General features: G+C 36.1%; 18 protein-coding genes. 6 read left to right on the forward strand and 12 right to left on the reverse strand.

What is annotated here, in order from left to right; genetic code table 11:
• The 4 genes from K9M53_RS06615 to K9M53_RS06630 all read left to right on the forward strand — a co-directional run bounded on the left by K9M53_RS06615 (position 1) and on the right by K9M53_RS06630 (position 1,932).
• Complete coding sequence (locus K9M53_RS06615; protein ID WP_224018838.1) at positions 1-948, forward strand: sensor histidine kinase; 948 nt, start codon at positions 1-3, stop codon at positions 946-948.
• A gap of 4 nt (positions 949-952) precedes the next feature.
• On the forward strand, positions 953-1,162 hold the full coding sequence (locus tag K9M53_RS06620) for a hypothetical protein (RefSeq protein ID WP_224018839.1): 210 nt from the start codon (positions 953-955) through the stop codon (positions 1,160-1,162).
• Positions 1,163-1,283: 121 nt separating this feature from the next.
• Entirely contained in the window at positions 1,284-1,781 is a 498-nt protein-coding gene (locus K9M53_RS06625; protein ID WP_224018840.1) for a low affinity iron permease family protein, read from the forward strand.
• Positions 1,768-1,932: a phosphatidate cytidylyltransferase gene (locus K9M53_RS06630; protein ID WP_224018841.1), complete on the forward strand. Its 165-nt coding sequence runs from the start codon at positions 1,768-1,770 to the stop codon at positions 1,930-1,932. The genes K9M53_RS06625 and K9M53_RS06630 overlap by 14 nt, the downstream gene beginning before the upstream one ends.
• Positions 1,933-1,989: 57 nt before the next feature.
• On the opposite strand, the gene K9M53_RS06635 is transcribed toward K9M53_RS06630, so the two are convergent.
• Positions 1,990-2,460, reverse strand: a complete 471-nt coding sequence (locus K9M53_RS06635) for a Dps family protein (protein ID WP_224018842.1) — start codon at positions 2,458-2,460, stop codon at positions 1,990-1,992.
• A 96-nt stretch (positions 2,461-2,556) separates the two neighbouring features.
• On the reverse strand, positions 2,557-2,922 hold the full coding sequence (locus K9M53_RS06640; protein ID WP_224018843.1) for a response regulator: 366 nt from the start codon (positions 2,920-2,922) through the stop codon (positions 2,557-2,559).
• A 331-nt stretch (positions 2,923-3,253) separates the two neighbouring features.
• Here K9M53_RS06640 and K9M53_RS06645 point away from each other — a divergent pair, with 331 nt between their 5' ends.
• Complete coding sequence (locus tag K9M53_RS06645; RefSeq protein ID WP_224018844.1) at positions 3,254-4,681, forward strand: sigma-54-dependent transcriptional regulator; 1,428 nt, start codon at positions 3,254-3,256, stop codon at positions 4,679-4,681.
• Between the two features lie 145 nt (positions 4,682-4,826).
• Entirely contained in the window at positions 4,827-5,354 is a 528-nt protein-coding gene (locus K9M53_RS06650) for a hypothetical protein (RefSeq protein WP_224018845.1), read from the forward strand.
• Here K9M53_RS06650 and K9M53_RS06655 read toward each other — a convergent pair.
• From K9M53_RS06655 to K9M53_RS06700, 10 genes are all read right to left on the reverse strand, one after another.
• On the reverse strand, positions 5,351-5,920 hold the full coding sequence (locus K9M53_RS06655) for a DUF4256 domain-containing protein (protein WP_224018846.1): 570 nt from the start codon (positions 5,918-5,920) through the stop codon (positions 5,351-5,353). The genes K9M53_RS06650 and K9M53_RS06655 overlap by 4 nt on opposite strands.
• Positions 5,921-5,930: 10 nt before the next feature.
• On the reverse strand, positions 5,931-6,509 hold the full coding sequence (locus K9M53_RS06660; protein ID WP_224018847.1) for a YdeI/OmpD-associated family protein: 579 nt from the start codon (positions 6,507-6,509) through the stop codon (positions 5,931-5,933).
• 15 nt (positions 6,510-6,524) lie between these two features.
• Positions 6,525-6,899 (reverse strand): DoxX family protein, encoded by a 375-nt coding sequence (locus K9M53_RS06665; RefSeq protein WP_224018848.1) that lies wholly within the window; start codon positions 6,897-6,899, stop codon positions 6,525-6,527.
• Positions 6,900-6,905: 6 nt separating this feature from the next.
• A complete protein-coding gene (locus tag K9M53_RS06670) occupies positions 6,906-7,370 on the reverse strand; it encodes an SRPBCC family protein (protein ID WP_224018849.1) in 465 nt (154 codons plus the stop codon).
• Between the two features lies 1 nt (position 7,371).
• Entirely contained in the window at positions 7,372-7,701 is a 330-nt protein-coding gene (locus tag K9M53_RS06675; RefSeq protein WP_224018850.1) for an ArsR/SmtB family transcription factor, read from the reverse strand.
• A gap of 102 nt (positions 7,702-7,803) precedes the next feature.
• Positions 7,804-8,367, reverse strand: coding sequence for a ferritin-like domain-containing protein (locus K9M53_RS06680; RefSeq protein WP_224018851.1), 564 nt, complete (start codon positions 8,365-8,367; stop codon positions 7,804-7,806).
• Positions 8,368-8,419: 52 nt separating this feature from the next.
• Positions 8,420-9,562 (reverse strand): M50 family metallopeptidase, encoded by a 1,143-nt coding sequence (locus tag K9M53_RS06685; RefSeq protein ID WP_224018852.1) that lies wholly within the window; start codon positions 9,560-9,562, stop codon positions 8,420-8,422.
• A 68-nt stretch (positions 9,563-9,630) separates the two neighbouring features.
• Positions 9,631-10,548: an acetyl-CoA carboxylase, carboxyltransferase subunit beta gene (gene accD / locus K9M53_RS06690; protein ID WP_224018853.1), complete on the reverse strand. Its 918-nt coding sequence runs from the start codon at positions 10,546-10,548 to the stop codon at positions 9,631-9,633.
• Positions 10,549-10,752: 204 nt separating this feature from the next.
• Entirely contained in the window at positions 10,753-11,820 is a 1,068-nt protein-coding gene (fbaA, locus tag K9M53_RS06695) for a class II fructose-bisphosphate aldolase (RefSeq protein ID WP_224018854.1), read from the reverse strand.
• Between the two features lie 1,661 nt (positions 11,821-13,481).
• Entirely contained in the window at positions 13,482-14,837 is a 1,356-nt protein-coding gene (locus K9M53_RS06700; protein ID WP_224018855.1) for a pyridoxal-phosphate dependent enzyme, read from the reverse strand.
• Positions 14,838-15,005 lie beyond the last annotated feature (168 nt).

Raw genomic sequence — 15,005 nt, forward strand, 5'->3', positions numbered from 1 at the left:
ATGGCTATCTATAATAAACTTTTATTACGGCAAGCCCAAAAGTATCTTGGAAACCTGGATAACATTTCTGAGGAGTTGCAGGCGTTTTTAAAAGCGGTTAATGAGTCATACGATCATTATGAAAAAGACCATCATTTATTAGAACGCTCTATTGAATTAAGCTCTGAAGAAATGATCGAGTTGAACCAGCAGTTGCGTAAGGAAACAGAAGGATTAAAGAAAGCGCACCAGGAATTAAAAGAAACCGAAAAGATACGATTAGAAAAAACATTAGATGCTCAAAAAATAAAGCAGTTACGCGAAATCTCTGAAGCCGTAATTGCTGCGCAGGAAAAAGAACGTTCTAATCTCGCTGCAGAATTGCATGATAATATCAACCAGATATTAGGCGCATCAAGATTATACATTGATACAGCGATCAATAATGAAGAAGTAAGATTGAATTTAATAAAGGAAAGCAAATTGTTCCTTGATAATGCCATGGAAGAGATCCGGTATTTATCAAGAACTTTATTGCCACCTCGTTTGTCTCAAACCAGTTTAGTGGAAGCATTGAATGATATGATCAAAAATATCAAGATGGTTGACAAGCTGGAGATCATTACCGATTGGGAGCATTTAGATGAAAGTGCTATGTGTGAACAAATGAAACTCTCTATCTTCAGGATCATACAAGAACAATTGAATAATATATTCAAACATGCACAGGCTACTACCGTAATCATAGAGATAACCCAGCATGACGGATTGCAATTAAGTATTAAAGACAATGGAATAGGATTTAATACTTCTGAAAAAAGAAATGGTATCGGTCTGCAGAATATAATAAGCAGAACCAACCTGTTTAATGGAGAAGTGGTGATAAACTCGGCGCCCGGCGAAGGTTGTGAGCTGCTGATATCATTTAACCGCCAGGTGGAAAATGTTCCGAAAAAAATCGCAAGCTAAATATATGTCGCTAGAATTATTAAAGAAAGTACAATATAACAAAGAAGCCCGTCTTCATTCTGTTATAGAGGCAGGATTTAAATATGAATTCCCCGAATCTCTGCACCCCAGTTTTAAAAATTACATCTTTCGTTACGATCTGGTAAGTCGCTGGTATAAGCAGTTAAGCGATGAAGACCGAAACAAAGTTAACCGCACAAATGCATACGGGTAAATCCCAATTCTATATTCTACCGCTCTTTGTGTATTAATTTCCACATCTTTCTCTGTTATATTAATTAAATTAGGATGGCATAATTATTCCATTCTATTATTTAACTTCTAAACTATATAACATGAAAAAGAAAAAGGACAAGCATTTCTTTACTAAATTCTCTGCTGCAGTTACCAAAGCTACAGGAAGCCCTATAGTTTTTTTAATAGCGTTCCTTATCATTGTTGTCTGGTGTATTACTGGTCCTTTTTTTCATTTTTCTGATACCTGGCAATTGATCATTAATACCAGCACTACTATTATCACTTTTTTAATGGTGTTTGTAATTCAGCAATCGCAAAACCGCGATACGTTGGCGTTACAATTAAAACTGAACGAATTGATAGCAGCCAATAAAGATACCAGCAACCGGCTTATTGATATTGAGGATCTGAGCGACCAGGAGCTGGCAGTTTTAAAAAAATTCTATGTTAAGCTGGCAAAGCTGGCAGCCAAGGATAACGATCTTTTCTCTACACATTCTATTGATGAAGCTACCGAAAAGCATAATGTAAAACATGATCTGGCAAATGATTCAAAAAAACAATCACTTAAAAATAAGACACATGAAAAAGAATAATCAAATAAGTTTATCAGCATTATTTTTTCTGATCACTTTATTAAACAGTTGCAGAGTTGTAGGAGATATATTTAAAGCGGGCGTTTGGGTAGGAGTGATATTGATAATAGTAGTGATCGCCATTGTTGTATTTATTGTTTCCAGGATATAAAAAAAGAAAGAGCTATAAGCTCTTTCTTTTTTAAGTTCGTATTGTTGTTTAATAAGATCAATTAAAATACCTTCTTAAGGTCCACGCAATGGTCTCATGATTTTCCATCAACGAGGTTAAAAAGTCCGTAGTACCTGCATCCTTTAATTTATCGCATTGATCTACTGCTTTTCTCAATGCAACAATTACCGATTCATGATCATGCAGTAATTCCTTTACCATGTCTATCGAGGATGGATATTTTCCCGGAGATTCTTTAAGGCTGGTTAGCGAAGCAAATTCTTTCATAGTACCTATTGTAGCAGAACCTAATTTATTGATGCGTTCTGCAATTTCATCGATCGCTTCTTCTAACTGCTTGTATTGACCTTCAAAAAGCTTATGAAATTCCATAAAGCTTTCTCCTTTTACATTCCAATGGAACTTTCTTGTTTTTGTGTATAACGTAACTGCGTCTGATAGAACAGCCGATAATATATGTGTTACTTCTTTGAGATTTTTTTCCGGTATTCCGATATTAGGCTTCATATGTTTTGTTTTAAATTTTATATAATAATGTAAGATTGGCAATATCTATGCCATCGCTATGGCAATATGTATTTACTATGGATTTAAAAAGTAAGATCAGTTGTCTGTCTCCCGCAATTGTTCAACCGTCTGATAAATGGTGTCAATAGTAAATGGTTTACTGATAAAACGGTCTACCCCTAATTCCGCTGCTTTATTCCTGTCAACATTATTGTCATAAGCCGTTATCATAATTATTTTTGAATCGGGAGAGTGTTTTTTTATATGACTGATGTAATTAAGGCCGGTTCCATCGGGCAGGTGATTATCTAAAAAAACAAAATCGGGCGCATTGCCTTGCAGTGCTTCAGAAGCTTCCGACAACGTGTTAACATATTTAGCTGAAATGCTTTTGTTCTTGAGTATGCTGCTCAATAAATAGCATATATCTATCTCATCGTCTATTATTAAGGCTTGCTTCATTATTTCAACATAAGAACCTCTCTTTAAGTGCTTTTGATTTTGTTGAGGTAAATTTCTAATTGTGAGCAATTAGTCTGCCAAGCAGTATTAACATCATGAAAAGCAGTAAAATAACGTATAAATACTTCGGGAATTATTTCTTTTAGTTTGAATTTTAGGTTTTAAGTAGCCTTTTATAAGCAGTAAAAAATACAGTTTGTGGAATTATTTCCCCGATTTCTACAATAGCGTTTGAAAAACACAGTGTGGAACACATTTTTATATTTGGCAGGGAATTTTCTTACACACTCTGGTATTAACCCTTTACTTTTTAATGTTTAAAACTTACAAGATGAAGAAAACAATTCTCGTAATAGATGATGATGTTGATATGTGCTTTTTGCTAAACAGGTTTCTGAGCAAAAATGGTTACGAAGTAGAGATCGCTCATTCAGCACAAAGCGGACTGGAAAAATTTAAGGAGAAAAAATTTGATATTGTTTTGTGCGATTTCAGATTGGGCGATAAGAAAACGGGAAAGGATGTATTGCTGGAAGTAAAAGGCATGTCTCCCGAAACCATCGTGATCATTATCACCGGCTATTCAGATATTAAAATAGCGATCGATGTAATTAAGATGGGAGCTTATGATTATATCGCTAAACCATTAATACCTGATGAAGTACTGAATGTTATAAACAGCGCCATTTTAAAATCAGAAGGAAACGAACAAGGAACCACTAAAGCCGGAAGCAGCGCACAAAAGATCAAGAGGTCTTCAGCAGGTAATGGAGAGTATATGGTGGGCAATGCCCCGATAACAAGAGAGTTATACAAACAGGCAGAAATAGTGGCGCCTACTAATTTTAGTGTGATCTTATACGGCGAAAGCGGTACAGGTAAAGAGGTAATTGCAAAAACCATTCATGAGAAAAGCAACCGTAGCAGTAAGCCTTTTGTAGCAATGGATTGTGGTACGCTTTCAAAAGAATTATCCGGTAGTGAACTATTTGGGCATATGAAAGGCTCTTTTACCGGGGCTTTAGCTGATAAAGCGGGTCACTTTGAATTAGCAAATGGTGGAACTTTGTTTTTAGACGAAGTGGCAAATTTATCTGCAGAGATTCAGGCTTCTTTATTAAGAGTTATACAGGAACGTAAAGTAAAACGTATTGGCGGTACAAAAGAAATTGATGTAGATGTTCGTATCATAGTAGCTTCCAATGAGAACCTGCAGGAAGCTTACCGAAAAGGAAAATTCAGAGAAGACCTCTATCATCGGTTCAACGAGTTTTCTATAAACATTCCACCTCTGCGTAAACGCAAAGAAGATATCCCCTCATTTGCAGAATTCTTTTTAAACAAAACAAAAACAGAATTGAATAAAGAGGTAGATGGTTTTGAAGATGGCGTTATAAAGATGTTTGTAAACTATTCATGGCCGGGAAATTTAAGAGAATTTAAAAATGTGATCAGAAGATCAGTGCTGTTGGCAACGAGTGAAAAAGTAACCGCCGATAGCCTTCCATGGGAAATAACAAGCGCACAGGAAACAAATAGTATTGTTGCAGAACCGCAACCTTCGGGAAGTTTGATAAAGCCGGCAGTAAAAGAAACATTGGATCTAAAAGATGCGGCATCCAAAGCAGAATATGAAGCTATTATGTCTGTATTAAAGGACGTAAATTTTAATAAAACAAAAGCTGCTGAAATTTTAAAAATAGACAGAAAGACCTTGTACAATAAAATAAAAGGTTACGAAGAGTCGCAGCATTTTTAAAATAGTATGCCAATAAGTGAAAAAATGGATGCATTTTTAATGCATCTTTTTTTATGTTTGTTATCATAGTGTTGTTTCTATAGATGCAGTAAACTTTTATTTATTTTTTAGCTATTTTAGGGATAGCCACCTAAAACTTACAGCTATGACCAAATCACTAAGCAGCCTGCTTTTGCTTTCAGCTATTATTTTATTCTCTTGTTCAAAATCTAACACTGATGGAGGGCATACGAATATCGGCGGTACACTAAAAGCCACTATTGATGGGACTCCCACCACTTTTTATAATGCGGTTGCTACTAAAGTAACAACTACAAGCGGTAACTATACAAGTTATTCAATTGGCATAGGAGCGTGGGAGGGTATAGCTTACGCTTCAAGCGGAATAACCCTGGCAGTTGCCGGCACAGAAAGCATTAAAGCCAACACTTATTACAGCAACTATGCAACATTTGGAAATGCTATAGCAGGCTTAAATTATTTTAAAACGGGCTCTGTAAATTTTGCGAGTAATGAATTTACTCCGGATACTTGTATTCTTACAATTAATTCATTAACGCAAGATTCAGTAAAGGGAACTTTTAGCGGCAGAGTAAAACTATTAACAGGCAATGCTTCCGATACGGTGCATGTAATTACGAATGGAAGCTTTAGCGCAGTGATCGCCAATTAAACTCTTAAAGAACCACGAAATCCTCTTGCTGCATAATAGGAATCTGCTCCATTATGATAAAGAAATATAGTGTTGTAACGTCGGTCGCAAAAAAGGGCGCCGCCTAATTTTCTAACTTCCGGCGTAGTTAATATCCAACTGGATGTTTTGGTATCAAAACTTCCCAACTTTTGCAATGCACGATATTGTTCTTCATTTAAAATTTCAATACCCATTTCGCTTGCCATGTTGATAGCACTGTTTGTAGGCTTGTGTTCTTTTCTTTTTTCCAAGGCTTCGTGATCGTAACAAATGCTTCTGCGTTCTTTAGGGCTCTCTGCAGCACAATCATAAAAAATATATTCACCCGTCTTTTTATCAACATCAACAACATCCGGCTCGCCGCCTGTTATTTCCATTTCATTCAACGACCATAATTTGCCGGGATTGTTTTCCAATCTTGATTGCACATCTTTCCAATCAATTCCTTTATGCCGGCTCATGTTCTTTTCAAAGCGACTCTTCAAAATGCCAATCAATTCTTTGTTTAATGAAGCTGATAATTCTTTCTTATTGTTCTTACCCATAATGAAATGTTTAATCGTTTAAGCCTTTCCCTTTTAAAATAGCAGGAATACATTTTTCAATTCTTGCTTCACGGGTGGCAGATTGTTTTGCCTGCGAAAAATAAAAGAGATATGCCCGTTGTCTTCCGGGAGTTAATGCATCAAAAGCAGTTTTCAACTTACCGTTTTTATTTAATTGTTTTTTAAATTCTTCGGGAACAGGATAGTCTGCAGTCTTTTTTAACGTTATTTTCAATCCTGCTTTTTCCACTTCTATTGCTTCATAAATATAAGCTTTCAACGTTTTTGCCAGCTTCGCAATTTCCTTGGCATTAGTAAAACGTACCTGTCGTGCAGATTGCACATTTTCTGTTTGTTGAATTAAGATCTTCTTACTGTCTTTTAATAAGGCGCCTTTGAAAAACAGCAATGCACAATATTCTTTAAAGCCATGTATTAAAACAATGTTTGCTTTATTCAACGTATAACAAGGTTGGCCCCATTTCAATTCTTCATTCAATCCGCAATCCGATATGATCTTTCTTAATAATTCAAATTCTTCTTGCCATTTTGTTGTTTTATCAAAAAAGAAATCAACTTTAGGATTCATGTTATTCAGTTTGATTTATGAAGTTAACTTTCTATCTGCCGGTCTAAAATACCAGGATACAATAGTAAGAACAATCAATAATATCGGGCCAAAAAATTCTTTACCGCCATCACTAGTTATTATGTGAGAAATCAAAGCCCCGGACATGCAAAAGAAAAAGCCGGCGTATGCCCATTCTTTTAATAAAGGAAATTTTGGAACAAGCACTGCGATCACTCCCAAAAATTTCCAAACAGCAATAATGGTCATTAGGTATGCCGGGTAACCTAAATGGTTAAACAACTTTACTTCGTCCGGGTATTTTATAAATTGGACAATGCCGGTAGATGTCATTCCTAAAGAAAGCCAGAGTGTAGCGATCCAGTAGATGATCTTATTTCTTTTTGCCATGTTGTATTATTTTAGTTTTTGTAAGATGTCTTGTATCCTGTTATGCGCCATATTGATGCCTTGTGCAAAAGGTAGTTTTAATACCTCGTTTCTTAATTCGAGAGATCTATATAGTATGTGTATATTCAATCGACTGGTGTCATCCATTAATTTTTCAAACTCATAGAATTCCAACTGAACATCAAGAGGAGTGTTCTCCATTTCAAATGTTCGGATGATCTTTTGATCGGGCACAAACTCATGTATCACTCCGTTAAAATTATGTTTATTGCCTCTGGGGTCGGTTGTTTCAAATTGATAGGAGCCATGCTTTTTACTTTCCAGCTTCAGCACGTTTGTTCCCATCCATTGTTCTACAAATTCCGCTTCTGCAAAAGCTTTGAATAATAATTCTACCGGCAGATCAAATTCTCTTGTTATCATTAAGTCCTGCTTGCCATCTTCAGCATTTATTTTGGTTTTTTGTTCCATATTATTTTGTTTTAGCTGATTGTTGTTTTTTCATGATGCTTTCCAGTTTATTAAAACGGTCGTCCCACATTTTGCGGAAGGGCTCAATAAATTCGGCTATCTCTTTCATTTTTTTTGCATTGATGTGATAAAGCATTTCTCTGCCGTTTGGCTCTTGTTCCAGCAGTTCGCATTCGGTTAATATTTGTAAGTGTTTGGAAACGGTAGGCCGGGCTGTATCAAAGTTGGCGGCTATTGTACCTGCTGTCATTGATTGCGTAGCCACTAAAAGAAGGATGGCTCTTCTTGTCGGATCGGCGATTGCCTGGAATACATCTCGTCGTAAATTCATATGTAGCTATTTGGCTACAAATATAAATGTAGTTATTTGGCTACGCAAATTTTTTCCGGATTTTTTTTGATGATCTTTTTAGAAGGGAAAGTAGAGCGGTATTTATTTTTTACAATAATCTCCTGAATCTTCCACCGGGTATTTTTTATCAAGGTCAATATTGTTAAAACTTTCTTTAGTTCCCCATGAAAAATATTTTTCAAAAAAGGGAAGAAGCTTATTGGTTTTTATCTGCTCCAGGAAATAGACTTCATGTTCTTTTTCTTTAATCCCCATATCGTATAAAACCCGGTCGTGTTCAGTTATGCCAAGCGAATTGAAAAATTGTTTCATTCTGAAGTATTCACAAACATTTCCGCTTTCCAATCTTCCGGCAAAATAAAAAGGCATGAACCAGCCAATAACATAACAGCTAAAAGCAATGGTTTTACCGATGATGTAAAATTTCACTTCGTACCATTTTGAAACAGGCACATCATATTGTTTCATTAACTCCAGAACTTCTTTGCGGTGATTCCATTCGTCTATCTCAATTTGCTTAATGGCTTTCTTTGCTTCTTTATTTTTTACCGAACCGGCATGCCCGATATATGCAAATGCTGCTGCCTTTTCAGCAGAATAAGCCCTTTGCATCAGGTCAACTAATTCGGGATGGTTAAGTTTCACTATTGGTGAATGAATTTGTTGTAAAGATAGGAACAGCGGAATAAATTATTGATCAGCTTGCTTTGGCGATCAATTCCTCTATTAGCTCAGTGTCTTTATCTAATTCTTTCGATTGATAGAAATATTGTAGAGCAGTTTCTTTTTCTCCTTTCAATAAATGATAAATTCCTAAATTTCTGTAAGTGTAAGAGTTTTCCTTATCCAATGTCAATGAATGTTGAATATCTTTTAATCCTTCTTCCAGTTGACCTTTTTCCAGTTTAGCATGTCCTCTATTATTTAATGCATGTGAAAACTCAGGCTGAATAGCTATTGATCTATCAAAAAACAAAATAGCTTCATCAAATTTGTTTTGGGTGTTTAAAACATATCCCATAGCATTTAAAGTATATGCATTGTCCGGATTTAATTCAAGTGATCTTTTAAAATAGTTGACTCTTTCTTCTTCCAGTTTTAGATACAAACAGGTCAATCCTATAGTATAGTAGTCATCTGAAACTAATTTGTATATGCCTTCAAACTGTTTTGAAATGTCATATGCTTTTTTATAATTTTTACAATTTATAAATGCAGCTATGGCATAACGATAAACAGCCGCATCTTCAAATCTTTTGTCAATAAACGATTCAAACAGTGTTCCTGCTTTTTCATATTCCTTTCGGTCATAACATTCGGCGGCTTCTGCCAATTCTGACCTTAGTCTCCTTTTCTTTAGTAATAAAGATAATTTATGTCCATCACTGGAAAGAGCTCTATCAACGCCTTTGATACGATGGGGAATGAGATTTGAAATAAAGCTTATTAATGAAACAACTGCTATAAATAAACAGATAAGCTTTATTGCTCCATGTTGGTCCTCATAAAAAGCCCACCAACAAAACAATACAGCAATGATTAATGAAAATAAAGGACCGCCTAAAATATAAATGATTTGTTGAAAAGTAGAAAGGTTTTTGGTTTCTGCAATGCAAAGGCCGCCTCTCCATTTTAGAGGAATGTATCTTAGCCAGATACTTAATCTTCCTATGGTTAAACTAATACTTTGTTTTTTATCTCCGTAAGAACCCAGGTATATCTCAACAGGTTTTTTAGTAAAGATCAATGCAGGAATGGCATGCCCTAATTCATGAAGAAGTGTAACAAAAAAAATTGCGATTACTAAAGTAAGAAGGGTGGTTAAAGTGAATAATCCCACAGGTTGTATAAATAATGATTAAGATGAATAGTATTTATTCAAATTTATACAAAACTTTTTAGGTGTCATCAATTCTTGAACATCACCAGCAGGTCCGTCAACTTATCTTTTAATTCTTTACGGTTGATGATAAAATCCAGGAAGCCATGTTCCAATAAAAATTCACTGCGCTGAAAACCTTCCGGCAGATCTTTTTTAATGGTCTCTTTAATTACACGTGGACCCGCAAAACCAATAAGAGCACCGGGTTCGCCGCAGATAATATCGCCTAACATAGCGAAGGAGGCTGTTGTTCCGCCGAAAGTAGGATCAGTACAAAGAGAGATATAAGGAATTTTAGCATCGGACAGTTGAGACAACTTACCCGAGGTTTTTGCCAATTGCATTAAAGAGAAAGCGCTCTCCATCATTCTTGCACCACCACTTTTATTGATGATCATAAAAGGAATTTTATGCTCCATACAATAATCGCAGGCACGACTGATCTTTTCGCCCATCACGCTTCCTAAGCTGCCGCCAATGAATTCAAAATCCATGCAGGCAACTACAAGGTCGTGTGAATTTATTTTACCGTGTGCAACAGAAATAGAATCGTGCAAATTGGTTTTAGCATAAGTTTCTTCCAAACGTTTACCATAAGGCTTCAGATCTACGAAGCCTAAGAAGTCTTTTGAAATAACGTTGGTGAATAATTCTGTGTATTCATTTTCATCAAACAATATCTCAAAATATTCTCCACTGCCAATGCGATGATGATAACCATCTTTAGGGCAAACAAATTTATTCTCTCTTAATTCGGTAACTGTGCAGGTGTATTTACAGGTAGGGCATTTGGTCCACAATCCTTCCGGGGCATCTGCTTTATCTTTTGTAGCAGTAAGAATACCTTTTTTTATACGCTTGAACCATCGCCTTTTCGTTTCTTCAGTATCTCCATCTTCGCCGGCAAGATTGGCGTCAAAATCTTCGTCTCTTTCCTTTCTCATTTTTATTAATTAAGAATTAATAATTAAAAATTAATAATGATAACAATCACACAAAATTATTAGGTTTTGTTAGAAAGTGCCTAATTATTATTTTCAACTACTGATCCTGTTTATAATTAAGCAAAAAAGAAAAAATTAATAATTAATAACTCTTCAACGGGTTGAAAAAATTATTAATTATTAATTTTCAATTATTAACTATGCTTAAGCGTTCCTGTTGATGCAATTCAGATCTTCAAACGCCACTTCTAATCTTTTAATGAACGTTTCTTCTCCTTTGCGTAACCAAACTCTTGGATCGTAATACTTTTTATTTGGACTATCAGGTCCTTCCGGATTTCCTAATTGCCCTTGTAAATAACCTTCTTTGCTCTTGTAATTATTCAATACACCTTCCCAGAAAGCCCATTGCAGATCGGTATCAATATTCATTTTGATAGCGCCGTATCCAATCGCTTCTCTGATCTGATGTTGCGGAGACCCGCTACCACCATGGAATACAAAGTAAACAGGCTTTGGTCCGGTCTTTAATTCTTTTTCAATATATACCTGGCTATTGTTTAAGATAGCAGGCGTTAATTGAACATTCCCGGCTTTATATACTCCGTGTACGTTACCGAAAGCGGCAGCTACTGTAAACAATTTGCCTACTTTGCTTAATTCTTTATAAGCATACGCAACGTGTTCGGGTTGTGTATATAATTTAGCATTGTCTATATCGCTATTGTCAACACCGTCTTCTTCACCACCGGTAACGCCTAACTCAATTTCAATACCCATGCCCAAAGGAGCCATGCGTTTGAAAAATTCTACCGATGTTTCGATGTTCTCTTCAATAGGTTCTTCGCTCAGGTCCAGCATGTGACTGCTGAAAAGCGGCTGTCCTTTTTCTTTATGGAATTGTTCACCAGCATCGATCAAAGCGCTGATCCATGGTAACCATTTTTTAGCAGCATGATCGGTATGTAAAACTACCGGCACACCATAATATTTAGCTACATTATGTATGTGCAATGCGCCTGAAATAGCACCGGAAATATTGCCTTGCAACTTATCGTTCGGCATTCCTTTACCGGCAATAAATTGTGCGCCGCCATTACTGAACTGCACGATAACCGGGGAGTTAACTTTTGCAGCTGTTTCTAATGTTGCGTTGATGGTGTTGGTTCCGATGGTGTTTACCGCAGGTAATGCGAATTGATTGTTTTTTGCATCTGTTAATAATGCTTCTAATTCTTCGCCGAATAATACGCCGGCTTTGTATTTACTCATGTGTCTCGTGTTTTGGCAAAAATAAGAGAATTTGCCTTTCGGCGGAAAACTGAGGGAAAGTTTATTGAATGTTAATGTGTTGTGTGTTAATTTCTTTTGAGGCTGTTAAGAATAGTAGAGTCTCAGTCTGAGCTTGTCAAAGACGGGTTTTTAATGGAGGACTTATTCAAAAATGTAAATGCATCCGGGTTAAGAAGCTAAGTACAAAAGAAAAATGGGAGAGTTGCCAAAAAAAGAAAACTTCCACAAATTTGAAACGGTGCCAAACTGTGGAAGTTAGTCTTTAAAAATACCTTACATTGAGGGGCTACCTCGCCAGGGAATAACTAATAAGCTCATCTCTGGTTTCAGTGAGTGTTGATCTTTCTTAGGATTTGGTCTATTTTTTGGTTTTCTTAGGATTCGATTTCTTCAGCTTCTCTTAGGATCTTGAAACTGGTTTTCTTCGGGCTTTGGCTTTTAAACTTTGGTCTTCTCTAGGATCTTGAATATATAAAGCGATTTGGACACTTTTTTACATTTTTAAAAGAAGTTGACTGATACTGGATTATTTACAGCTTTTCAGAAATAATTGGATATTCGGTTTATCAGGATTTTTGGATATAGATTGATAATTCCTATCAATCAACTTCATGACACAAAGATATAGCACGTTGAAACCCTGTACAAGAGCAGATTTGCTCTATTTTAGAGGTACAGTATTTACATGAAAAGTCGTATGATTTCTGTTAATGGGATAGGAGTGCTACGTATGTCAACTATCGTAAAACTACGAGGCTGTTTTACTCAGAATGAGTATAACCTATTGTTTGTCAGCAAAGTTTTGGCTAAAGAAAATCTAAAAAAAGAAACTTCCACAGCTTTCTTATGTTTGGCTGTGGAAGTGAATCTCTTGAAGAACCTACCATTAGGCGGTTTCATCCAGGATTTTGAATACATTGTTTGAGGGGCTAACCTCTCCAGATACAACTACATTAAATAATTTGCTCTGGTTTCAGTGTGTACTAATTCTTCCTCAGGATTTGGAATTTCTTGGTTTTCTTTGGACGTACAGATTTCTTTTTGGTCTTCTCTAGAATTTGGATTTGGTTTTTTTCTTGGATCTTGGTTTTTAAATTTTTGGTCTTCTTTAGGATTTAGATCTTGGTTTTTCTTTGGACTTGGTTTTTAGTTTTTCAACTTTTATTACGATTTGGATTTCGACGTTTTTAAAAGAAGTTGACTGATACTGGATTTATTTACAGCTTTTCAGAAATGTTGGATTCAATTTCGGTTTTTGCTCAGGATTTTTGGATATAGATTGATAATTCCTATCAATCAACTTCTGACACAAAAGTACATCGCCTTACAATGCTGTACAAGAGCGGATTTGCTCTTTTTATGTGGTACAGTAAATACTGAAACGTTGTTGTTTTTTAAGTAAAATCTGTAGGACGGATACGTATCCGTTATCGTAAAACTACGTATGTTGAGTGTGGAATTTATTGTAATGTGATATGCGCATTTAACACTGAAATGCAGTGTGGTAAAGACTTTTGTTAAAAATAGTAGAATACCGAAAGATGGAATGCTGATAAAGCGGATCGTTATGATCTATATAAATCTATATAAGATGCTATCTGCGGAAATCATCACAATCTTAAAAATCTGTGGTCTATTTTTTACTTGGTAAGGTTCTGCAGAATGTCATATTTGGTAATAATATGGAAGTATCCGCTATCATCTTTGCTCAAAACAGCTCCATTTTCTTTGGTAATAAAGGAGCTTAGGCGCTCAACAGGTGTATCAAACGCTACTTCGGGGTAGGGCTTTTCTATTACCGACTCTACCGTTTGCTTTTTTATAGATGGATTATTGATGATCTTATTGAATAAACCGCTTTCAGAAATAGCGCCGGTAATTTTATCACCGTCCATTACGGGTATATTTTCAATGTCATTCTTCTTCATTATGGTAATCGCTTCTGCAACGGTTTGTTTGGGAGAGATGCTGATGAGCTGTTGCGATGCTCTGCCATTTACCAGGTCTTTAATGGTTTTTACTTCCAGGAAGCCACGCTCCATCATCCATTGGTCATTATAAACCTTGGCAACATAACGGCTGCCATGATCGTGGAAGATACAAACCACTACATCGCCTTCTTTTAGTAACCCTTTTAATTGTAGTAAACCTTGCAGGCAACTGCCGGCACTGTAACCGCAGAACAGTCCTTCTTCTTTGGCAATACGGCGAGCCATAATAGCACCATCTTTATCCGTTACTTTTTCAAAGCGATCGATAACGCTCATATCGTAATTGGCAGGAACGAAGTCTTCACCAAAACCTTCACTGATGTATGGATAGACTTCTTTCTGATCCAATTCACCGGTATCAAAATATTTTTTCAATAAAGAACCGTAGCTGTCAATTGCCCAAACCTGTATGTCGGGATTTTTTTCTTTCAGATATTTTGCTGTACCTACAATAGTGCCACCGGTACCTGTTGCAACAACTAAATGTGTGATCTTACCTTCTGTTTGTTCCCATATCTCAGGACCGGTTTGTTCATAATGCGCCAAACGGTTTGCCAGGTTATCGTATTGATTCACGTACCAGCTGTTAGGAACTTCTGTTGCCAGTCTTTTTGAAACGGAATAATAACTCCGGGGATCTTCCGGCTCTACGTTGGTAGGACAAACAATCACTTCTGCGCCCAATGCTTTTAAAATATCAGCCTTTTCTTTTGATTGTTTATCGGTAGTAGTGAAGATGCATTTATAGCCTTTAATGCAAGCAGCAATGGCCAATCCCATCCCGGTGTTACCGCTGGTACCTTCAATAATGGTGCCGCCGGGCTTTAATTTTCCTTCCTGCTCGGCAACTTCTATCATCTTTAAAGCCATGCGGTCTTTAATGGAATTGCCGGGATTAAAATATTCAACTTTGGCTAATACGGTACAAGGCAGCACTTTAGTGATCTTATTTAATTTAATAAGAGGCGTGTTGCCGATTGTTTCCAGTATATTATTGAGCCACATAGTTGATGTTTGTACAAAGATAACAAGTTGGTAGGTTATACACTTTTATTCATAGCTATGATAAAGAAACATCCGAAGTATCTGCACTATCATCTTACTGACAGTTTTTATAAGCTTATGAAATAACCTCTGTTCGATTTTATCTTTGCTTTTTATCAAGGTGTTTTT

It is taken from the genome of Ferruginibacter albus (assembly GCF_020042285.1).
Classification (GTDB): domain Bacteria; phylum Bacteroidota; class Bacteroidia; order Chitinophagales; family Chitinophagaceae; genus Ferruginibacter; species Ferruginibacter albus.